This window comes from Streptosporangium sp. NPDC006007 (assembly GCF_040614315.1).
GTDB lineage: Bacteria > Actinomycetota > Actinomycetes > Streptosporangiales > Streptosporangiaceae > Streptosporangium.
This window is the reverse complement of sequence record NZ_JBEXUG010000014.1, coordinates 36,704-56,672: the sequence shown is the minus strand read 5'-3', so window position 1 is coordinate 56,672 and position 19,969 is coordinate 36,704. Positions and strand designations below refer to the sequence as shown.

Here is a 19,969-nt window from a genome sequence, read left to right as displayed (position 1 = left end):
CATGGGCGGGAACCCTGTCCCGGTTACGGGAGGGGGTCGAGTCCATGGAGGGGAAAGACGGCCTTTCTTGTCGCCATGATGGCCCGGTCGATGGGGTCTGCTGGATCATAACCAGAAGAAAAATCCTGAAATTCCGGCTTTCTACCGTCGGTCAGCGTCAGCGGCGCCGTCTCCCCGGTCCGCTCGGCGACGATCCGCCGCCACTCGGGCGGGGTGGTGGTGGCCGGATCGAGGGGGTGCCCGGAGACCTCGGCGATCAGATGGGTCCACGCCCTGGGCACCACCCGCACGATCTCGTATCCCCCGCCGCCTGTCGCGATCCACCGGCCGCCCGCGGTCTCGTGGGCCAGCTTGTGCAGCGCCGCGTAGGCGGCGCGCTGGCCGTCGAGGCTGAGCATCAGATGGGCCAGGGGATCCAGCGCGTGGCTGTCACAGCCGTGCTGGGTGAGCAGGATCTCGGGCGCGAACTCCCGCAGCAACGGCGGCACCACCGAGTGGAAGGCCCGAAGCCAGCCGTTGTCCCCGCAGCCGGCGGGCAGCGCCACGTTGACCGCGGTGCCCTCGGCCCCGCACTCGCCGGGGAAGCCCGTACCGGGGAAGAGCGTGCGGGGGCTCTCGTGCAGGCTGATGGTCAAGACCCTCGGGTCGTCGTAGAACAGCGCCTGGACACCGTCCCCGTGGTGGACGTCCACGTCCACGTAGGCGACCTTGACCGCTCCCTGGGCCAGCAGCCAGCCGATCGCCGCGGCCGGGTCGTTGTAGACGCAGAACCCGCTCGCGGCGCCGGCCATCGCGTGGTGCAGGCCCCCCGCGACGTTCACCGCGTGCTCGGCCTCGCCGGACCAGACGGCGCGGGCCGCGGCGAGGGTGGCGCCGGTGATCAGGGCCGAGGCGTCGTGCATTCCGGCGAAGACGGGGGTGTCCTCGGTGCCGAGCCCGTGGACCAGGTCGACCCGCCCGGTGGCCGAGGCCCGCTTGACGGCCTCGATGTAGTCGCGCGTGTGAACCAGCGCCAGCTCGTCGTCGGTGGCGGGCACGCAGCCGACCACCTCGACCGCGTCCAGCACGCCGAGCTCTCCGGCCAGCGCCATGGTCAGCTCGACCCGCACGGGGGCCAGCGGGTGCCGGGGTCCGAAATCGTAGGAGGTGAGCGCGTCGTCCCAGACAACCCGTACGGATCGGCTCATGCGCCCCCCTGTTCGATCACGGCGCCGGACGGCGCGGCGCGGCCCCGGCCCGGCGCGACCTCGCGACTCGATCTCCCACTCCGGCCGACGCTACCGTACGGATCCGGACCGGGACCTGCCTGGTCATCGCCGGAGAGACAGCTGTTCCCCCCTTTTTGATCTAAACGAAATATCAGGATTTATTCCCTTCGGCCGGACTTATCCGGACAGCCCGTTACCCCGGTACGGCCGGCTCCCGCCGCCACACGTCCCCCGAGGACACGTCGAGGACACCGCGGGGACGCCCCCTGAAGGAGGGCCCTCCCACCGGGAAGGGCTCCCCCGCCGATCCCCGGCGACGGGCGAGGTCAGCCGCTCGCGAGCTGGCTGCTGCGGTCCCTGGCGGCCTCGATGGCGGCCAGGAAGGCCGCGCGGACGCTGTGCCGCTCCAACTCGGCGATGGCCGCGATGGTGGTGCCGCCCGGGGAGGTGACCGCCTCCCGGAGGATCACCGGGTGCTCGCCGGAGTCGCGGAGCATGATGGCCGCGCCGACGATCGACTGGGTGACCATGTCGAGGGCCGCCGCCCGGGGCATGCCGAGCAGGATGCCCGCGTCGACCATGGCCTCGACGAGATAGAAGAAGTAGGCGGGGCCGCTGCCGGACAGCGCGGTGGCGGCGTCCTGCTGGGACTCGGGGATGCGCAGCACCTTGCCGACCGGCCGGAGCAGGTCCTCGGCCCTCCTGAGGTGCCGCTCGGAGGCGTGCGCGCCCGCCGAGATCACGCTCATCGCCTCGTCGACCAGCACCGGCGTGTTGGACATGACCCGCACGACCGGGATCTCGGCCTCCAGCCTCGACTCCACGAACGACGTGGTGATGCCGGCCGCCGCCGAGATCACCAGGCGATCGGCCGGGACGTGCGCGGCGATCTCAGCGAGCAGGGACGCCATGTCCTGCGGCTTGACCGCGAGGATGATCGTTTCAGCGCCCTTGGCGGCCTCGGCGTTGGAGACCACCCGCACGCCGTACCGCTCCCCGAGGCCGGCGGCCCGCTCGGGGCGCCGCGCCGTCACCAGCACGTCACCCGGCTCGAACCCGGCCCGGAGCAGCCCGGAGAGAAGGGCCTCGCCCATCTTTCCGGTTCCCAAAATCGCGATCACTTCGGCGCACCTTGCGTGAGGGAGGTCAGATGCCCAGCCTAAGGGGCCCAGGGGTATGTCGGCGCGGTGGCCGGAGCCCCCGCGGGGAGGAGCCCCGTGGACCGGAGGCCGAGAGGCGCGGCCTGGCGGTACCCGGACGGCGATGAACCGGCCGGGGCCGCGATTCGTTAATGGGGTATGCGTATGATCGCGACCTCCGTCCTGGCAGGAAGCCTGCTGCTGACCGGCTGCGGCGCCGAACACAGCGCCGTCGGGCAGAACGTCACCGCGCGAAGCGCCGACTCCGCCGTTCCCGCCCTGACCGCGGGTCACACCGTCGCGCCCAGGGTCGAGCCCACGGGAGGAACCCCCAGACCGACCAGGCCGGAAGGCCACACCGTCAACCCCCGCAAGGTGACGTGGCTGGAGGCCAGGCCGTCGAAGAACGGCCGGAGCCTGCGGATCGTCTGGTGGTCGGGGGTGGAGCCCTGCCACGTCCTCGACCGGGTGGGCGTCAAGCAGACGTCCAAGCGCGTGACCGTCACCCTCTGGGAGGGCTCAAGCAGCAAGGCCCAGAACGTGGCCTGCATCGACATCGCCATCAAGAAGGTGACGACCGTCAAGCTCAAGGCCCCCCTCGGCAAGCGCAAGATCGTCGACGGCGCCAAGCGCTGAACCACCCCGCCCCGGTACGGCTCCCGCGGCGTGGTGGGAGCCGTACCCGGCGCGACCGCCCGCCCACGGCGGGCGATTCCTGCCGTCACGGCGTTTCCACGGCTCCCGGAGCGGAGCCCCGCGCGGCCGGTCGGCCGCACACCTCCGGTTGAGCGCCCTACGGCGAGGCACCTCGCCCCGGCGGCGGCAGAGGCCGTCCTCGTCTCCCGGATCTCTGGAATGCCGACGCGCCTCCATGGGTTGAGCGACATAGACTCAAGTCGTTTGACAAACACCGTCCAGGGCTCCAGTATGAGCCTGACCGACTCAACTTTGACTACAAGGACGTACTCATGGCACGTGCGGTAGGTATCGACCTGGGGACGACCAACTCCGTCGTCTCGATCCTTGAGGGCGGTGAGCCCACCGTCATCGCCAATGCCCAGGGTTCACGGACCACGCCGTCCGTGGTCGCCTTCGCCAAGAACGGCGAGGTTCTCGTGGGTGAGGTCGCCAAGCGGCAGGCCGTCACCAACGTGGACCGGACGATTCGCTCGGTCAAGCGCGAGATGGGCACCAACTGGTCCGTCGAGATCGACGGCAAGAAGTTCTCCCCGCAGCAGATCAGCGCCTTCGTCCTGCAGAAGCTCAAGCAGGACGCCGAGGCGTACCTGGGCGAGAAGATCACCGACGCGGTGATCACCGTCCCGGCCTACTTCAACGACGCCCAGCGCCAGGCGACCCAGGAGGCCGGCACCATCGCGGGCCTCAACGTGCTGCGCATCATCAACGAGCCCACCGCGGCCGCGCTCGCCTACGGCCTGGACAAGGACAAGGACGAGACCATCCTCGTCTTCGACCTCGGCGGCGGCACCTTCGACGTGTCCCTGCTCGACGTCGGCCAGGAGGACGGCCACGGCTTCGTCGAGGTCAAGGCCACCAGCGGCGACAACCACCTCGGTGGTGACGACTGGGACCAGCGGGTCGTCGACGAGCTCGCCACCCGGTTCAAGAACGCCCACGGCGTCGACCTGACCAAGGACAGGATGGCCCTGCAGCGTCTGCGCGAGGCCGCGGAGAAGGCCAAGATCGAGCTCTCCAGCCAGTCGGAGACCTCCATCAACCTGCCCTACATCACCGCGTCCGCCGAGGGCCCCCTCCACCTGGAGGACAAGCTCACCCGGGCCGAGTTCCAGCGGCTCACCGCCGACCTGCTCGCGCGGTGCAAGGGCCCGTTCAACCAGGTCGTCAAGGACGCCGGGATCAAGGTCTCCGACATCGCCCACGTGGTGCTCGTCGGCGGCTCGACCCGCATGCCCGCCGTCGCCGAGCTCGTCAAGGAGCTGACCGGCGGCAAGGAGCCCAACAAGGGCGTCAACCCGGACGAGGTCGTGGCCATCGGCGCCGCGCTCCAGGCCGGCGTGCTCAAGGGCGAGGTCAAGGACGTCCTGCTGCTCGACGTGACCCCGCTGTCGCTGGGCATCGAGACCAAGGGCGGCATCTTCACCAAGATCATCGAGCGGAACACCACGATCCCGACCAAGCGCTCCGAGGTCTTCACCACGGCCGAGGACAACCAGCCGTCGGTGCAGATCCAGGTCTACCAGGGCGAGCGCGAGATCGCGGCCTACAACAAGAAGCTGGCCACCTTCGAGCTGACCGGCATCGCCCCGGCGCCGCGCGGCATCCCGCAGATCGAGGTCACCTTCGACATCGACGCCAACGGCATCGTCAACGTCTCCGCCAAGGACCTCGGCACCGGCAAGGAGCAGACGATGACCATCACCGGCGGCTCCGCGCTGCCGAAGGACGACATCGAGCGGATGATGCGCGAGGCCGAGTCCTACGCCGAGGAGGACAAGCAGCGCCGCGAGGACGCCGAGACGCGCAACAACGCCGACGCGCTCGTCTACCAGACCGAGAAGTTCCTCGGCGAGAACGGCGAGAAGATCCCCGACGACATCAAGACCGAGGTCAACGAGGCCCTGTCCGAGCTGAGGAAGTCGCTTGAGGGCACCGACTCGGCCGTGATCCGCGCCTCCGCGGAGAAGCTCGCCACGGTCAGCCAGAAGATGGGCTCGGCGATCTACGCTCAGGCGCAGTCCTCCGAGACCCCGGCCGGCGCCGAGGGTGCCACCGGCCAGAAGGCGGACGACGACGTGGTCGAGGCCGAGATCGTGGACGACGAGCCGAAGCGCGAAAACGGCGCGAAGTGACGGCGGGGCAGCTGAGAGGAGCGCGAGCGTGAACACGCGTGAGAACGGTTCCGAGCAGGAGCCGGTGATCCGCGACAACCGTAAGATCGACCCGGAGACGGGGCAGGCGCGCGAGGCGGTCAAGGAGAAGGAGCAGGCCGACCAGCCCGCTCCCGCTCCCGACCCTGCCTCGGCCGAGCTGGCGGCTCAGCTCGCCGAACGCACCGCCGACCTGCAGCGGCTCCAGGCCGAATACTCCAACTACCGCAAGCGGGTCGAACGCGACCGGACCGCGGTCAAGGAGCAGGCGGTCGCCGGCGTGCTGGCCGGGTTCCTGCCGGTCCTGGACGACATCGGCCGGGCCCGTGACCACGGCGAGCTCACCGGCGGCTTCGCCAAGGTGAGCGAGTCGCTGGAGGCGGCCACCGGGAAGCTGGGGCTGAGCGCCTTCGGCGCCAAGGGTGAGCCCTTCGACCCGACGGTGCACGAGGCGCTGATGCACAGCTACTCCGCCGACGTCACCGAGCCGACCTGCGTGGAGATCCTGCAGTCCGGTTACCGGATCGGCGAGCGCGTCCTGCGCCCCGCGCGGGTCGCGGTCGCCGAGCCTGAAGAGCCCGTCGCGGGCGATAACTGACACCCCCTGTCTGAGATCTGAAAAGGAATGGAAATGAGCACCAAGGACTACCTGGAGAAGGACTACTACGCCGTCCTTGGTGTGCCCAAGACCGCCACCGCCGAAGAGATCAAGAAGGCGTACCGGAAGCTGGCCAGGCAGTACCACCCGGACGCCAACCCCGGTGACTCGGCGACCTCGGACAACACCGCGAAGTTCAAGGAGGTCTCCGAGGCCTACGACGTCCTGTCCGACACCAAGCGCCGCAAGGAGTACGACGAGGCGCGGACGCTGTTCGGATCGGGGCTCGGCGGTTACGCGGGAGCCGGGGGGCCTTCGCGCGCGGGCGGGTTCCCCTTCGACCTGGGGGACCTGTTCGGCGGCACCCACCAGCAGAGCGGGGGCATCGGCGACATCTTCGGCGGCATATTCAACCGGGGAGGCGGCGCGCCCCGCGCCGGCGGGACGACCAGGGCGCGCCGCGGCCAGGACATCGAGACGGAGGTCACCCTCTCCTTCGCCGAGGCCGCGGAGGGCGCCACGGTCTCGCTCCGCCTGACCAGCTCCTCCGCCTGCACGGCGTGCGGTGGCACCGGCGCCAAGGCCGGGACCACCCCGAGGGTCTGCCCGACCTGTGAGGGCACCCGCGCGGCCAGCCGGAACCTCGGCAACTTCGCCTTCTCCGAACCGTGCCGCGACTGCAAGGGCCGGGGCCTGCTGGTGGACGACCCGTGCCAGGTGTGCGAGGGCAGCGGGCGGGGCAAGAGCACCCGCACGATCCAGGCCCGCATCCCGGCCGGGGTGGGCGACGGCCAGCGCATCAAGATCAAGGCCAAGGGCGCACCGGGCGAGAACGGCGGCCCGGCCGGTGACCTGTACGTCCAGATCCACGTGAAGTCGCACCCCGTCTTCGGCCGGACCGGCGAGAACCTCACGGTCACCGTGCCGGTCACCTTCGCCGAGGCCGCGCTCGGGGCCGAGATCAAGGTGCCCACCCTGAAGGGGATGCCGGTCACCCTGCGCATCCCGGAGGGCACCCCCAACGGCCGTACCTTCCGGGTGCGGGGCAGGGGCGTGGCCCGCAAGGACGGCACCAAGGGCGACCTGCTCGCCACGGTGGAGGTCCTCGTGCCCCAGCAGCTGGAGGACAAGGCCCGGGGGGCGCTGGAGGAGTTCCGCGACGCCACCGCGGGCTTCGACCCGCGAGCCGAGCTCATTCAACAGGCCAGAAGCGAGTAGCCGTGGAAGCCAGCTACTTCGATCTGTCGGACGACACCCCGGTATACGTGATCTCGGTGGCGGCCCAGCTGTCAGGCCTCCACCCGCAGACCCTGCGACAGTACGACCGTCTCGGCCTGGTCAGTCCCGGCCGTACGGCCGGGCGCGGGCGCCTTTACTCCACGCGCGACATCGTGATGCTCCGCGAGGTCCAGCGGCTCTCCCAGGAGGAGGGCATCAACCTCGCGGGCATCAAGCGCATCCTGACCCTGGAGACCGAGGCGCTGCGCCTGCGCGACGAGAACCACCGCCTGCGCGCCGAGATGGCCACCATCCGCGCGCTGATCCGGTACCAACTGCCACCCGCCTGACCCCATCAAGGCCGTGGGGGCCTCACCACGCCGGCTCTCCGGCGCCGCAACCTCCGAATGGAGCGAGGCAGACAAGCATGGACTACAAGCTCACCCAGAAGAGCCAGGAGGCGGTCTCCTCCGCCATCAGGCGCGCAGCCGCCGAGGGCAACCCCGAGGTCGCCCCGGTTCACCTGTTCACCGCGCTGCTCGCCCAGGCCGGCGGCACCGCCGTACCCCTGCTGGAGGGCGTCGGCGCCGACTGGCGGCTGCTGCGCACCGAGGCCGAGAAGCGGCTCGCGGCCCTGCCGAAGGCGCAGGGTTCCACGGTGGGCGCGCCGTCCAGCTCCCGGCAGCTCCTCACGGTGATGAACACCGCGGGCATGCGGGCCCGTCAGCTTGAGGACCTGTACGTCTCGACCGAGCACCTGCTGGTCGGCCTCGCCACCGACGGCGGCCCCGTCGCCGAGCTGCTCACGTCGGAGGGGGCCACCCCCGGCGCCCTGCTGGACGCCTTCGAGAAGGTGCGCGGGCACGCCCGGGTGACGAGCGAGACGCCCGAGGACACCTACCAGGCGCTGGAGAAGTACGGCGTCGACCTGACCGAGCGGGCCAGGGCGGGCAAGCTGGACCCGGTGATCGGCCGTGACTCGGAGATCCGCAGGGTGGTCCAGGTGCTCAGCCGCCGGACCAAGAACAACCCCGTGCTCATCGGAGAGCCGGGGGTCGGCAAGACCGCCGTGGTGGAGGGCCTGGCCCAGCGGATCGTCGCGGGCGACGTGCCCTCCAGTCTGCGCGGCAAGCGCCTGGTCGCGCTGGACCTGGGGGCGATGGTCGCCGGGGCGAAGTACCGCGGCGAGTTCGAGGAGCGTCTCAAGGCCGTGCTCGGCGAGATCAAGGAGAGCGACGGGCAGGTCGTCACCTTCATCGACGAGCTGCACACCATGGTCGGCGCGGGCGCCGCGGAGGGCGCGATGGACGCGGGCAACATGCTCAAGCCCATGCTGGCCCGGGGTGAGCTGCGCATGATCGGCGCGACCACGATGGACGAGTACCGCGAGCGCATCGAGAAGGACCCCGCGCTGGAACGGCGCTTCCAGCAGGTCTACGTGGGCGAGCCCACGGTCGAGGACACCATCGCGATCCTGCGCGGTCTCAAGGGCCGCTACGAGGCGCACCACCAGGTCCAGATCTCCGACGGCGCGCTGGTGGCCGCCGCCGCGCTCTCCGACCGCTACATCACCTCCAGGTTCCTGCCGGACAAGGCGATCGACCTCGTCGACGAGGCCGCCTCCCGGCTCCGCATGGAGATCGACTCCCGCCCGGTGGAGATCGACCAGCTCCAGCGGAACGTGGACCGGATGAAGATGGAGGAGCTCGCGCTCGCCAAGGAGACCGACGAGAGCAGCCTCCAGCGGCTGGAGCGGCTCCACAAAGAGCTCGCCGACCGGCAGGAGGAGCTCAACGCCCTGGTCGGGCGGTGGGAGCGGGAGAAGGCCGGGCTCAACCGGGTCGGTGACCTGAAGAAGAAACTCGACGAGGTGCGGAGCGCCGCCGAGCGGGCACAGCGCGACGGCGACTTCGAGGCCGCCTCCCGGCTGATGTACGCCGAGGCGCCCAGGCTGGAGGCCGAACTCGCCGAGGCCAGCGCGGCCGGTCAGCCCGAGGACCCGATGGTCAAGGAGGAGGTCGGCCCGGACGACATCGCCCAGGTCATCTCCTCCTGGACCGGCATCCCCGCGGGCCGCCTGCTGGAGGGGGAGACCGCCAAGCTGCTCCGTATGGAGGACGAGCTCGGCAGGCGCCTGATCGGCCAGCGACCGGCCGTCCAGGCGGTTTCCGACGCCGTACGGCGGGCCCGCGCGGGCATCTCCGACCCCGACCGGCCGACCGGCGGCTTCCTGTTTCTCGGCCCCACCGGCGTCGGCAAGACCGAGCTGGCCAAGTCGCTCGCGGACTTCCTCTTCGACGACGAGCGGGCCATGGTCCGCATCGACATGAGCGAGTACGGCGAGAAGCACAGCGTGGCGCGTCTGGTGGGCGCCCCTCCCGGCTACATCGGTTACGAGGAGGGCGGCCAGCTCACCGAGGCCGTGCGGCGCAGGCCGTACTCGGTGGTGCTGCTGGACGAGGTCGAGAAGGCCCACCCCGAGGTCTTCGACATCCTGCTCCAGGTGCTCGACGACGGGCGGCTCACCGACGGGCAGGGCAGGACCGTCGACTTCCGCAACGTGATCCTGATCCTCACCTCCAACATCGGCTCGCACTTCCTGGTGGATCCGAACCTGGACCGGGATACCCGGCGCAAGGCCGTGATGGACGCGGTCAGGAGCGCCTTCAAGCCGGAGTTCCTCAACCGGCTCGACGACGTGATCCTGTTCGACGCGCTCGGCACCGAGGAACTGTCCAAGATCGTGGATCTGCAGGTGACGCACCTGGCCAAGCGGCTGGCCGACCGGAGGCTACGGCTGACGGTGACCCCGGGGGCGCGCGACTGGCTGGCGCTGACCGGCTACGACCCGCTGTACGGCGCGCGCCCGCTGCGCCGTCTGGTCCAGTCGGCGATCGGCGACAAACTGGCCAGGGAGGTGCTCTCCGGCCAGGTCAGGGACGGGGACGAGATCCTGGTCGACGTCGACGAGGTGAGCGACAGCCTGACGGTCGGGCCGGTGCGGGCCTGATCCTCCCGGCGGCGGGCCCGCGGACGGCCGTGATCCACTCGGAGCACGGCCGTCCGCCGCCGACGCGACGGACCGTGACACAGGAGCGCCCGGCCGGGCGGCCGACGCCGTCCGTGGAACGGTCGACGGGGGAGCCGGAGAGCGGTCGCCGTCCCTGGAACGAGCGGCACGCCGGGGCGGGTGCCGTCCGTCAGTACGAGAGGTCGAGGAGCGCGTCCAGCTCGTCCTCCGGGAGCCCCAGATCCACCCGGATGCGATAGCGGGCCCGGAGCAGAGCGGTGTGCTCCCCGCTGTCCTTGACCGCTCGCCGGGCCCCCTCGGTGGCCCACAGGTGGGCCTGTCGCAGGTCCCCGTAGGCGACGAGGGTCTCGGTGACCGTGAGCGCGGTGGCCGAGGTGACGGAGCCGCCGGTCCCGATCGTCTGGATCACCTGCCGCGCCTCCTCGGGCCGCTCAAGCTCAAAAAGGGTGTCGGCGATTCCGGCCCTCGGGTCGACGGCCACCTCGCCGCCGTCGTTCAGCGCCCGTTGTAAGCAGTCGAGGGCGTAGGCCGGCTGCCCGGCCTGCCGCCATTCCTCCGCGGCGAGCACCAGAATCGCCGCCCGCGAGATGTCACCGGACACGTACGCCTCGACCAGCGCTTCCAGACGCCGGGCAAGGTCTTCGTGATCGTCAGCCAAAAGTGCCTGTTCAAGCAACCGATCCAGTTGCTCACGTGTCACATGCGCCACATCGCGAGAGTACCGAGCGGCCCTCGGTTCCGTCCGCACAACGGCAGGTATTCCTTGCGCCACCACATGTAAACGATTGACTCCGAAGCGCGTGTTTCGCCAGGAAAGCGGGCATATGGCAGGCGTCTCCTGACTTGTGGAGCGTGATGTTTGGAGGGGCTGCGATGGGCATGTCCAAGCAGACGACCTTCACACTGACGTTCCTGGTGGGGCTCTCAGTGATCGTTCCAGGGTGCGCCGGATATCTCGCCGCGAGGATGGACGCCGTCGAGCAGGCACACCGCGAACTCCTCTCCCTGGAGAGCCGGATCCGCCAGGAGCGGCTTGTCACGCCGACTCCGGAGGCGGTGGAGTGGGGCCAGGGCCAGACGGTCGCCGTGCCGGGCACGGTGCCCTGCAAGGTCCCGTCGCAGGCCCAGCGGAGACGCCGCGAGGAGCCGGTGCCCGCCGCGCTCGTCCCCGTGCCCGCCGGCCTCCCACCGGGCGAGGCCCCGGCGGCCGGATCCCCGCCGGCCGGAGCCGGCCAGGAGCGGCAGCGGACCACCGACCACGAGCGCAGGCGCAGGCACCGGGAACGCCAGGAGCAGACCGGCGTCCCCGGACAGGGCGCGGCCGATCGGGAGTCGCCGCCCTACTCCTCGCAGCGGGCCCCGGACGAGGACGGGATCGCCGGCTTCTCCCAGGCGGAGGCGCCGACGAACTGACGGTTCAGATATCCCCTGATCAGCCGCTTGGCCTCGGCCACGATCTCGGGGGCGCCGTGGGGATCGCGCCGGAAGGCCAGCTTGAGCACCGCGTCACCGGCCTCGACCGCGACGAGAATGGCCAGGTCCAGCTCCTCGCTGTCGGCCAGGCCGTACTCCTGGAGGAGAAGCCCCCGCAACCGGCCCGCGATCACCATGTTGTTCTCGGAGACCGCGTCGAGCAGGTTGAGGTCGACCACGTCGCCGAAGTGCAGAGAGCGGAAACCTGGAACGGTCCTGTGCATCTCCACGTACTCGTCGATGATCGCGTCGACCGCCTCCCACCAGCCCCGGTAGTCCTCCAGCAGGAAACGCCTGCCGATCCGGGAGACGAAGCGCTCCACATGACGCCTGGTCACCGCCTGGGCGATGGCCCGCTTGTCGGGGAAGAACTGGTAGACCGAGCCGATCGCGACACCCGCGCGCTCGGCGATCCGGGTGGTGGACAGCGACTCGTAGCCGATCTCGTCCATCAGGTCGGCACAGGCGTCGAGCATCCTCTCGACGCGGCGCGCACTCCGCCGCTGGGCGGGCTGCCGCCGCAGCGGAGCCTCACCGCACTCCTCGGCAGGCATGGTCACCCCACCATCTTGCCCGCTCGCCCCGTGCCGGGTCAGGTCCTCTCCGGCAATCATGCGTTTTTCCCGCCTCGAAAAGCACTGTCAGCCGGGGGTGGCGGTCAGGCCCGAGCAGCCGCGCAGCGCCTTCCAGCCGGCCACGGCCTGCTGCCGGGCGGCGCCGGTGAGCGGAACCGGAACGCCGCCCTGGATGGTGGCCGGGGTCCACCGATCCCTGAGCACCTCACGTCCGTTGATCGTCAGGGTGAGCACGCCGGTCCTGCCGGTCTCCGGGCCCCAGTTGTAGAAGACGAAGTTGCCCATGCCGTAGCTGACGTAGGCGTTCTTCAGGTAGCCGCTGCCGAGCAGGATGTGCGCGTGGCCGCCCACGACGACGTCCGCCCCGGCCTCGACCAGCTTGGGCGCCAGGTCACGCTGGGCCTGGTTCGGGCATTTCTGCAGTTCGGTGCCCCAGTGCAGATGGACGATCACCGTGTCGGAGTTCCTCCGCGCCCTGCGCACCTCCTGGAGCAGCCGCGCCTCGTTCTTGGCGGAGGCCAGGCCGCCCTTGTCGCCGCTGGCCGTCCACGCCTGGATGAACTCGGCGTCGAGCACCTGGGTGGCGCCGATGACGGCCACCCGGTTGCCGTTCACCGTGGTCCGCCACGGCCTGTACGCCTCGGCCTCGTTCCTTCCCACGCCCACCACCGGGAACCTCGACCGCCTGATCGCGGCGAGGGAGTCGGCCAGCCCGCCCTGCATGTAGTCCATGCCGTGGTTGTTGGCCAGGGACGCGACGTCCACCCCGGCCGCCTTCAGCGCGGTCAGCGCGGTGGCGGGGGCCCGGAAGGTGAACTGCTTGCCCGGAGCCGGGGTGCCACCGGTGGTGATCGCGGTCTCCAGGTTGACCATCGCGAGGTCGGAGGCGCCGAGCACCTTGGCGATCGGGCCGAGCGCGGTCTTGGGGTCGGCGTTCAGCCGGTTGCGCAGCACCCCCTCGAAGTGCACGTCACCGCCGAAGGAGATGGTGTACGGCCTGCGCTCGGGGGTGGGCTCGGCGGTGGGCTCGGCCGAGGCCGCGGGTTTCTCGGCGATGTCCGGCACGGCCGGCGTCGGGGCCGAGGACTCGGCCGCCGAGCAGGCCGCGGCGAGCAGGGCGGAGGCGGTGACCACCGCGGCCAGGGCGAGGCGGCGGGGGAGGTAGGTGTCCATCGCTATCCGAGGATGCCATCCCACACACAATGCACGAAACACCCCGGCCCGTCGGGATTCCAGTGTCCTCACCCGTCTCCCGGACATCTTCCGCCATGTCCTGGTATCTCCTGACGCCTCCGGAACGCCGAACTCCGGCCAGTAAAGCCCCAAAACACCATAAACTTGGATGACTCAAATCCTTGAATCATTCCGATATGGGACATAACGTGTGTTATGTGGAGGACGAGGACCGGCTCCGTCAGGCAGGACTGCGGGTGACCGCGGCACGGCTGGCGATCATGCGGACCGTACGGGACGGCGACCACCTGGATGTGGACGCCGTCCACCGTGGCGTGCGGGAACGGGTCGGTCAGGTCTCTCTGCAGGCTGTCTACGACTCCCTGCACGCGCTGCACCGCGGCGGGCTGCTCCGGCGGATCGAACCCGCGGGCAGCCCGGCCAGATACGAGACACGGATCGGTGACAACCATCACCACCTCGTCTGCCGGCGGTGCGGACGGGTCACGGACGTCGACTGTGCCGTTGGACACGCCCCCTGCCTCGACCCCGTCTCGGACGCCGGATACCTGGTCGACGAGGCGGACGTCATCTACTGGGGGGTCTGTCCTGACTGTCGTTCCGAAGACACTCGATGACGAGAACACCGGAGGACCGCCCATGAGCACCAGGCCCACCACCACGACCGATGTGGGAATCCCCGCGCCCAGCGACGAACACTCCCAGTCAGTGGGGCCGAACGGGCCCCTGCTGCTGCAGGACCACTATCTGATCCAGAAGATGGCCCACTTCAACCGGGAGCGCGTGCCCGAGCGCGTGGTCCACGCCAAGGGCGGCGGCGCGCACGGCATCCTCCAGATCACCGAGGACGTCAGCCAGTTCACCAGGGCAGGTCTCTTCCGGAAGGGCACGGAGACCCCGCTCTTCCTGCGCTTCTCCTCGGTCGCCGGTGAGCTCGGCAGCCCGGACACCCAGCGCGACCCGCGCGGCTTCGCGATCAAGTTCTACACCGAAGAGGGCAACTACGACATCGTCGGCAACAACACGCCGATCTTCTTCATCCGCGACCCGCAGAAGTTCTCCGACTTCATCCACAGCCAGAAGCGCCGGGCCGACACCAACCTGCGCGACCACAACATGCAGTGGGACTTCTGGACGCTCTCCCCGGAGAGCGCCCACCAGGTGACCTTCCTGATGACCGACCGGGGCACCCCGGCGTCCTGGCGCCATATGCACGGTTTCGGCTCGCACACCTTCCTCTGGTACAACGCGGCCGGAGAGAAGTTCTGGATCAAGTACCATTTCAAGACCGACCAGGGCGTCCAGAACTTCACCGACGCGGAGGCCGGCGCGATCATCGCGCAGGACGCCGACTACCACATCCGCGACCTGCACACCGCGATCAAGAACGGCGACCACCCGTCCTGGACGGTGAACGTTCAGATCATGCCGTTCGAGGACGCCGCCGACTACCGGTTCAACCCCTTCGATCTGACCAAGGTGTGGCCGCACGCCGACTACCCCGAGATCACCATCGGCAGGTTCACGCTGAACCGGAACCCGGACAACTACTTCGCCGAGGTGGAGCAGTCGGGCTTCGAGCCCGCCAACCTGGTGCCCGGCATCGGCCCGTCCCCCGACAAGATGCTCCAGGGTCGCCTGTTCTCCTACCCGGACGCCCATCGCTACCGCATCGGCTCCAACTACCAGCAACTGCCGATCAACGCCGCGAAATCGCCCGTCCACAGCTACAACAAGGACGGTCAGATGCGCCTGCACAACCCCGCCGACCCGGTCTACGCCCCGAACACGGTGGGCGGTCCCGTCGCCGACCCGGCGCGGTACGCGGGTGAGGAGTACCACCTGAGCGGCGAGATCATCCGCTCCGCGTACACCCTGCACCGCGAGGACGACGACTACGTCCAGCCGCGTGCCCTGTGGGAGAACGTCCTGTCCGACACCGACCGCTCCCACCTGGTGAGCAACATCGTCGGCCACGCCTCGGCCCCCGAGGTGACCACAGAAATGAAGCAGCGCGTCGTGGAGTACTGGACCAACGTCCACAAGGACCTCGGCCAGAACGTCGCCCAGGGTCTCGGCCTCGGCGGCTGACCGTATCCACCCGGGCCCGCGCCCCCGGCCGGGGGGCGCGGGCCTCCGTGCGCCGATTCCAAGATCGTTCGAAAAACGGGGATCGGTGCGCATTAGGCTTGCCCGGGTGACCACCCCTCCAGAACAGGACCGCCTGCACGCTCAGCTCGCCTTCGCCATGGAGATCGACAAGCTCAGGCGCATCGTCCGCCGCAACACCCTCATGGACGGGTCGCGGCGGGAGAACGACGCCGAGCATTCGTGGTACGTGGGGATGCTGGCGATGATCTTGGCTGAGCACGCCCCGCCGGACACCGACCTGGACAGGGTCGTCGCGATGTTGCTCGTCCACGACATCGTCGAGATCGACGCCGGGGACACCTTCATCTACGACGACGGGGCCGTCGAGGCGCAGCTCGGCATCGAGCGCAAGGCCGCCGACCGGATCTTCGGGCTGCTCCCCGAGGACCAGGCGGTACGGCTGCGCGCGCTCTGGGACGAGTTCGAGGAGCGCAAGACCCCCGAGGCCCGGTTCGCCAAGGCCCTCGACAGGATCGCGCCGATCATGGCCAACCACCACAACGAGGGCGGCACCTGGTCGTTGTACAAGGTGACGGCCGAGCAGGTGCTGGAGAAGGTGAAGATCATTGAGGAGGGGTCGGCGACGCTCGGCTCCTACGCCACCGAGATCATTGAGCTCTCCGTCAGCCGGGGACATCTGGCGCGTGCGTGACACGGTTCCCGGGTAGGTCCCTACTGGGTTAATAAGGGGGCGATCGTGAGAGAAACCGTCAAAACGAAACGCCGGAGCTTCAGACATCTGGTGCCCCCGGTCGACGTCGCGGGCCGGATCGAACGCTCGGACAGGATGGACCGGCCGATCCGGGTGCTGGCCAAGGCCGTACGGCGGCGCATCGGCCCTGGCCGGCTCCGCGACCTGCTGCACGGGGTGCCCACCGGCAAGCCGCTCCACCCGCCCCTCACCGACCTCAGCCTGGGCTGCTGGCTGGCGACCGCGGTGCTCGACCTGACGGACGCCGATCCCCGGGCGGCGCGCGCGGTGCTCGTAGCGGGGATCGGCGGCGCGATCCCCGCGGCGGCGGCCGGGATCACCGACTGGTCGTCGCTCCACCGCGAACAGCAGCGGGTCGGCTTCGTGCACGCCATCGCCAACCTGACCGCCCTGGGACTGTACGCCGGCTCTCTGGCCCTCCGGCTCACCGGGAACGACCGGCGCGGCCGGCTGCTGTCGTTCGCGGGCCTGGCCGCGGCGGGCCTGGGCGGCTATCTCGGCGGCCACCTCGCCTACCGGCAGGCGGCCGGGGCCAACCACGCCGAGTCCGTCACCCACCTGGTCCCGCTGGGCTGGCACGACCTGTGCGAGGTCGGGAGCCTGCCCGACGGGCGCCCGGTGACCAGGCGGCTGGGCTACATCGACCTGTTCGTGCTCCGGGTCGGCGACGGCGTCACCGTGCTCGCCGACCGCTGCTCCCACCTGGCCGGACCGCTGCACCAGGGGCGCCTGGTCTCCGAGGGGGGCACCGCCTGCGTGGTGTGCCCGTGGCACGGCAGCACATTCCGGCTCTCCGACGGGACCGTCGCGCACGGCCCGGCCACCGCGCCGCAGCCGTATTTCGAGACCCGGATCCGCCGTGACGGCGTCCTCCAGGTCCGCCCGGCCCTGGCGTGACCCGCCCCGGGTCAGTCGGCGGGGTGCTCGACCAGGGCGAGGATCCGGCTGGACATGAAACGGGCGGTGCGCACGGCCGTACCGGTCCGGGTGACCTCGCTCACCTCGACCACGCCACCGCGGCGGTTGGCCACCTCGACCCGGCGACCCGCCCGGGTGGCGGCGACCTCGTAGGTACGCGAGCTGTCGCCCGCGTCGATGACGATCTCTACTCTGTCGCCCTTCATGTTCGGTTTATACCCAGAGTTACCGGGATTTAGCCGTACAGCAGTTTGACCATCGCCACCCCACCGATACAGACGACGACTCCCCGCAGCACCGGCGCCGGCAGCCTCCGGCCGACCCTCGCGCCGAGGAACCCGCCGATGGACGCGCCCACCGCGACCAGGGCCACCGCCCGCCAGTCCACCTGCGCGACCAGGACGAACAGCACCGCGGCGGTGGCGTTGACCAGCAGCGAGAGCACGTTCTTGGCCGCGTTGACCCGTTGCAGGTCGTCGTCGAGGAAGCTGCCGAGCAGTCCGATGAGCAGCACGCCCTGGGCCGCGCCGAAGTAACCTCCGTAGATCCCCGCGGCGAAGACGCCGATCCACAGCCAGGGCCCGCCGTGCGGACGTCTCTCCTCCCCGCGGGCGCTCAGCCACCTGTTGAGACTGGGCTGGACCACCACCAGCACGCACGCCAGGCCGATCAGGACCGGCACCACCACGGTGAACGTGCCGGGAGGCAGCAGGAGCAGCAGTACCGCGCCGATGAGCGAGCCCACGATCGAACCGGCTCCCAGCCGGATCAGCCGCTCGCGCTGCCCCGTCAGCTCGGCACGGTAGCCGAGAGCACCGGTCAGCGACCCGGGCACCAGCCCGATGTTGTTGGAGACGTTGGCGATGATCGGCGGCATCCCCGCGGCCACCATGGTGGGAAACGTGATCAGCGACCCCGAGCCGACGACGACGTTGACGCCGCCGGCTCCGACCCCGGCCACGAAGATCGCAATCGCCTCCCACGGCGTCATACATCTCCCCCGCTCCCACGGCTCGCGCCCGTGACGGTGCACGGCACCTTCCGGATGCTAGGAGGAGGGCGAGGGCTGGTCGGCGGCGGGGGTCTCCTTTCCGGCGAACAGGCCGCCGAGGCTCTCGATCGCCTTGGCCATCTCGGATGGAACGATCCAAACCTTGTTCGCGTCGCCCTTGGCGATCTCGGGAAGCGTCCGGAGATACTGGTAGGCGAGAAGGCGCTGATCCGGCCGGCCCTCGTGAATCGCGCGGAAGACCATGCCGATCGCCTCGGCCTCCCCCTTGGCCCGCATCGCCTTGGCCTCGGCGTCGGCCTGGGCCTTGAGCACCATGGCCTCCGCCTCACCCAGCGCCTTCAGCACCACGGCCTGCTTGTGGCCCTCGGCGGCGAGAATGGCCGCCTGCTTCTGCCCCTCGGCGGCGAGCACGGCGGCCCGCTTGTCGCGGTCGGCGCGCATCTGCCGTTCCATCGACTCCTGGATGCCGACGGGCGGCTCGATCGCCTTGAGCCTGATCCGGTTGATCTGGACGCCCCAGCTGCCCGCGCCGTTGAGCGCCCCGCGCAGCTCGGTGTTGATCTCCTCCCGCGAGGTCAGCACGCGCTCCAGGTCCATGGCGCCGACCACGTTACGGAGCGTGGTCACGGCGAGCTGCTCGACGCCGATCAGGAAGTCGGCTATCTCGTAGGTCGCGGCCTGCGGGTCGGCGACCTGGAAGTAGACGACCGTGTCCACCGAGACGACCAGATTGTCCGAGGTGACCACCTGCTGCGGCGGGAAGGAGACGACCTGCTCGCGCAGGTCGACCGTCCGCTTGAGCCGGTCGATGAAGGGAACCACCAGGTTCAGCCCGGGGGCCAGTGTCCGGTGGTAACGCCCGAGCCGTTCCACGACCCCGGCACTGGCCTGCGGAACGATATGGATCGCCCTGAAAAGGGGGAATCCCAGGGCGACGGCCGCGGCGAACGAGGCGACAAGCAATTCCATGAGCCACTCCGGACGGTCGAGTCAAGTGGATCTCTCGCTCCGAAATGATATTTGGTTTTCCTGTTACCGACCCCTGAACAGCGTAAACAGGCCGGGAACGGCCTCAGAACTGGTGCGCGCGGGCATACCAGCGTCCGTCGCGCCCGCGCTCCAGGCTGAGCGGGACGCCGAAGGTGCCCGACAGGTTCTCGGCGGTCATCACCTCGTCGATCGGCCCCTGGGCGACCACCGAGCCGTGCCGGAGCAGCAGCGCGTGGGTGAACCCACGGGGCACCTCCTCGACGTGATGGGTGACCAGCACCATCGTCGGCGCCTTCGGATCGTGCGCGAACATCGACAGACGGCGGACCAGATCCTCCCTGCCACCCAGGTCCAGCCCGGCGGCCGGCTCGTCCAGCAGCAGCAGCTCGGGGTCCGGCATGAGCGCCCGGGCGATCTGCACCCGCTTGCGCTCCCCCTCCGACAGGGTGTTGAACCGGCGCCGGATCAGATGGGCGCAGCCGAACTGGTCGATCAGCTCGACGGCCCGGGTGACGTCGTGGGAGTCGTACTCCTCCGTCCAGCGGCCGAGGATCGCGTAGGAGGCGGTGAGCACCAGGTCGATGACCTTCTCCTGTGGCGGCACCTTCTCGGCGAGCGCGGAGCTCGCGAGCCCGATGCGGGAGCGCAGGTCGAACACGTCGCTCTTGCCGAGCCGCTCGTCCAAGATCTCCACCACGCCCTCGGTGGGGAACAGCATCGCCCCGACGACCTGGAGCAACGTCGTCTTCCCCGCGCCGTTGGCACCGACGACGACCCACCGCTCGTCCTCGTGAACAGTCCAGTCGATGTCTCGCAGCAGCGCCGCCCCGTCCCTGCGAACGGTGACGTCCTGTAGCCGAAGCACCTGACCGCCCATCCCTGACGCCTCCTTGAGAATCAC

Annotated in this window: 19 protein-coding genes and 1 pseudogene; 11 read left to right on the top strand and 9 right to left on the bottom strand. The window is 69.8% G+C overall.

Annotation, left to right across the window (positions count from 1 at the left end; translation table 11 throughout):
- Nucleotides 1-23 precede the first annotated feature (23 nt).
- Both ABZ194_RS13820 and proC read right to left on the bottom strand, forming a co-directional pair.
- Nucleotides 24-1,187 carry an acetoin utilization protein AcuC gene (locus tag ABZ194_RS13820; protein WP_355595857.1) on the bottom strand — a complete coding sequence of 388 codons (1,164 nt, stop codon included), beginning with the start codon at nt 1,185-1,187 and terminating at the stop codon, nt 24-26.
- Between the two features lie 347 nt (nt 1,188-1,534).
- Nucleotides 1,535-2,329, bottom strand: coding sequence for a pyrroline-5-carboxylate reductase (proC, locus tag ABZ194_RS13815; RefSeq protein ID WP_355595855.1), 795 nt, complete (start codon nt 2,327-2,329; stop codon nt 1,535-1,537).
- 183 nt (nt 2,330-2,512) lie between these two features.
- On the opposite strand from proC, the gene ABZ194_RS13810 reads away from it, so the two are divergent.
- The 6 genes and pseudogenes from ABZ194_RS13810 (at nt 2,513) to clpB (ending at nt 10,022) form a co-directional block, all read left to right on the top strand.
- Nucleotides 2,513-2,983: a hypothetical protein gene (locus ABZ194_RS13810; RefSeq protein ID WP_355595853.1), complete on the top strand. Its 471-nt coding sequence runs from the start codon at nt 2,513-2,515 to the stop codon at nt 2,981-2,983.
- A gap of 332 nt (nt 2,984-3,315) precedes the next feature.
- A complete protein-coding gene (gene dnaK / locus ABZ194_RS13805; protein ID WP_355595850.1) occupies nt 3,316-5,178 on the top strand; it encodes a molecular chaperone DnaK in 1,863 nt (620 codons plus the stop codon).
- Between the two features lie 28 nt (nt 5,179-5,206).
- Nucleotides 5,207-5,794 (top strand): nucleotide exchange factor GrpE, encoded by a 588-nt coding sequence (gene grpE / locus ABZ194_RS13800; protein WP_355595848.1) that lies wholly within the window; start codon nt 5,207-5,209, stop codon nt 5,792-5,794.
- Nucleotides 5,795-5,827: 33 nt separating this feature from the next.
- Nucleotides 5,828-7,012, top strand: coding sequence for a molecular chaperone DnaJ (gene dnaJ / locus ABZ194_RS13795; protein WP_355595846.1), 1,185 nt, complete (start codon nt 5,828-5,830; stop codon nt 7,010-7,012).
- Between the two features lie 2 nt (nt 7,013-7,014).
- A pseudogene (locus tag ABZ194_RS13790) lies at nt 7,015-7,290 on the top strand (helix-turn-helix transcriptional regulator); the annotation flags it as partial.
- Between the two features lie 149 nt (nt 7,291-7,439).
- Nucleotides 7,440-10,022, top strand: coding sequence for an ATP-dependent chaperone ClpB (gene clpB, locus ABZ194_RS13785; RefSeq protein ID WP_355595844.1), 2,583 nt, complete (start codon nt 7,440-7,442; stop codon nt 10,020-10,022).
- 190 nt (nt 10,023-10,212) lie between these two features.
- Here clpB and ABZ194_RS13780 read toward each other — a convergent pair whose 3' ends face one another.
- The gene (locus ABZ194_RS13780; RefSeq protein ID WP_355595842.1) at nt 10,213-10,752 is read right to left on the bottom strand and encodes a hypothetical protein; all 540 of its coding nucleotides are present in this window, start codon (nt 10,750-10,752) and stop codon (nt 10,213-10,215) included.
- 170 nt (nt 10,753-10,922) lie between these two features.
- On the opposite strand from ABZ194_RS13780, the gene ABZ194_RS13775 reads away from it, so the two are divergent.
- Nucleotides 10,923-11,456 carry a hypothetical protein gene (locus tag ABZ194_RS13775; protein WP_355595840.1) on the top strand — a complete coding sequence of 178 codons (534 nt, stop codon included), beginning with the start codon at nt 10,923-10,925 and terminating at the stop codon, nt 11,454-11,456.
- Here the strand turns inward: ABZ194_RS13775 and ABZ194_RS13770 are convergent.
- Together ABZ194_RS13770 and ABZ194_RS13765 are read right to left on the bottom strand one after the other, a co-directional pair.
- The gene (locus ABZ194_RS13770) at nt 11,384-12,070 is read right to left on the bottom strand and encodes a TetR family transcriptional regulator (RefSeq protein WP_355596040.1); all 687 of its coding nucleotides are present in this window, start codon (nt 12,068-12,070) and stop codon (nt 11,384-11,386) included. The genes ABZ194_RS13775 and ABZ194_RS13770 overlap by 73 nt on opposite strands.
- 87 nt (nt 12,071-12,157) lie before the next feature.
- Nucleotides 12,158-13,264 carry a CapA family protein gene (locus tag ABZ194_RS13765; protein WP_355595838.1) on the bottom strand — a complete coding sequence of 369 codons (1,107 nt, stop codon included), beginning with the start codon at nt 13,262-13,264 and terminating at the stop codon, nt 12,158-12,160.
- A gap of 197 nt (nt 13,265-13,461) precedes the next feature.
- Here ABZ194_RS13765 and ABZ194_RS13760 point away from each other — a divergent pair, with 197 nt between their 5' ends.
- The 4 genes from ABZ194_RS13760 to ABZ194_RS13745 all read left to right on the top strand — a co-directional run bounded on the left by ABZ194_RS13760 (nt 13,462) and on the right by ABZ194_RS13745 (nt 17,045).
- Nucleotides 13,462-13,902 (top strand): Fur family transcriptional regulator, encoded by a 441-nt coding sequence (locus ABZ194_RS13760; protein WP_355595835.1) that lies wholly within the window; start codon nt 13,462-13,464, stop codon nt 13,900-13,902.
- Between the two features lie 22 nt (nt 13,903-13,924).
- The gene (locus tag ABZ194_RS13755; protein ID WP_355595833.1) at nt 13,925-15,376 is read left to right on the top strand and encodes a catalase; all 1,452 of its coding nucleotides are present in this window, start codon (nt 13,925-13,927) and stop codon (nt 15,374-15,376) included.
- Nucleotides 15,377-15,533: 157 nt separating this feature from the next.
- Nucleotides 15,534-16,088: an HD domain-containing protein gene (locus ABZ194_RS13750; protein ID WP_355596038.1), complete on the top strand. Its 555-nt coding sequence runs from the start codon at nt 15,534-15,536 to the stop codon at nt 16,086-16,088.
- Between the two features lie 45 nt (nt 16,089-16,133).
- Nucleotides 16,134-17,045, top strand: coding sequence for a Rieske (2Fe-2S) protein (locus ABZ194_RS13745; protein ID WP_355595831.1), 912 nt, complete (start codon nt 16,134-16,136; stop codon nt 17,043-17,045).
- A gap of 11 nt (nt 17,046-17,056) precedes the next feature.
- Here ABZ194_RS13745 and ABZ194_RS13740 read toward each other — a convergent pair whose 3' ends face one another.
- The 4 genes from ABZ194_RS13740 to ABZ194_RS13725 form a co-directional block, all read right to left on the bottom strand.
- On the bottom strand, nt 17,057-17,272 hold the full coding sequence (locus ABZ194_RS13740; RefSeq protein WP_355595829.1) for a hypothetical protein: 216 nt from the start codon (nt 17,270-17,272) through the stop codon (nt 17,057-17,059).
- Nucleotides 17,273-17,301: 29 nt separating this feature from the next.
- Nucleotides 17,302-18,057, bottom strand: a complete 756-nt coding sequence (locus ABZ194_RS13735; RefSeq protein ID WP_355595827.1) for a sulfite exporter TauE/SafE family protein — start codon at nt 18,055-18,057, stop codon at nt 17,302-17,304.
- A gap of 57 nt (nt 18,058-18,114) precedes the next feature.
- Nucleotides 18,115-19,047 carry an SPFH domain-containing protein gene (locus ABZ194_RS13730; RefSeq protein ID WP_355595825.1) on the bottom strand — a complete coding sequence of 311 codons (933 nt, stop codon included), beginning with the start codon at nt 19,045-19,047 and terminating at the stop codon, nt 18,115-18,117.
- 103 nt (nt 19,048-19,150) lie between these two features.
- Entirely contained in the window at nt 19,151-19,945 is a 795-nt protein-coding gene (locus tag ABZ194_RS13725) for an ABC transporter ATP-binding protein (protein ID WP_355595822.1), read from the bottom strand.
- Nucleotides 19,946-19,969: the final 24 nt, after the last annotated feature.

Bases quoted from the DNA above. Each gene is read 5' to 3' on its own strand.
- ABZ194_RS13810 (WP_355595853.1), top strand. From the start codon at position 2,513: ATGATCGCGACCTCCGTCCTGGCAGGAAGCCTGCTGCTGACCGGCTGC.
- ABZ194_RS13765 (WP_355595838.1), bottom strand. From the start codon at position 13,264: ATGGACACCTACCTCCCCCGCCGCCTCGCCCTGGCCGCGGTGGTCACC.
- ABZ194_RS13735 (WP_355595827.1), bottom strand. From the start codon at position 18,057: ATGACGCCGTGGGAGGCGATTGCGATCTTCGTGGCCGGGGTCGGAGCC.
- ABZ194_RS13750 (WP_355596038.1), top strand. From the start codon at position 15,534: ATGGAGATCGACAAGCTCAGGCGCATCGTCCGCCGCAACACCCTCATG.
- ABZ194_RS13775 (WP_355595840.1), top strand. From the start codon at position 10,923: ATGTCCAAGCAGACGACCTTCACACTGACGTTCCTGGTGGGGCTCTCA.
- ABZ194_RS13760 (WP_355595835.1), top strand. From the start codon at position 13,462: ATGGGACATAACGTGTGTTATGTGGAGGACGAGGACCGGCTCCGTCAG.
- ABZ194_RS13740 (WP_355595829.1), bottom strand. From the start codon at position 17,272: ATGAAGGGCGACAGAGTAGAGATCGTCATCGACGCGGGCGACAGCTCG.
- dnaJ (WP_355595846.1), top strand. From the start codon at position 5,828: ATGAGCACCAAGGACTACCTGGAGAAGGACTACTACGCCGTCCTTGGT.
- dnaK (WP_355595850.1), top strand. From the start codon at position 3,316: ATGGCACGTGCGGTAGGTATCGACCTGGGGACGACCAACTCCGTCGTC.
- ABZ194_RS13770 (WP_355596040.1), bottom strand. From the start codon at position 12,070: ATGCCTGCCGAGGAGTGCGGTGAGGCTCCGCTGCGGCGGCAGCCCGCC.
- ABZ194_RS13725 (WP_355595822.1), bottom strand. From the start codon at position 19,945: ATGGGCGGTCAGGTGCTTCGGCTACAGGACGTCACCGTTCGCAGGGAC.
- ABZ194_RS13820 (WP_355595857.1), bottom strand. From the start codon at position 1,187: ATGAGCCGATCCGTACGGGTTGTCTGGGACGACGCGCTCACCTCCTAC.
- ABZ194_RS13730 (WP_355595825.1), bottom strand. From the start codon at position 19,047: ATGGAATTGCTTGTCGCCTCGTTCGCCGCGGCCGTCGCCCTGGGATTC.
- ABZ194_RS13755 (WP_355595833.1), top strand. From the start codon at position 13,925: ATGAGCACCAGGCCCACCACCACGACCGATGTGGGAATCCCCGCGCCC.
- clpB (WP_355595844.1), top strand. From the start codon at position 7,440: ATGGACTACAAGCTCACCCAGAAGAGCCAGGAGGCGGTCTCCTCCGCC.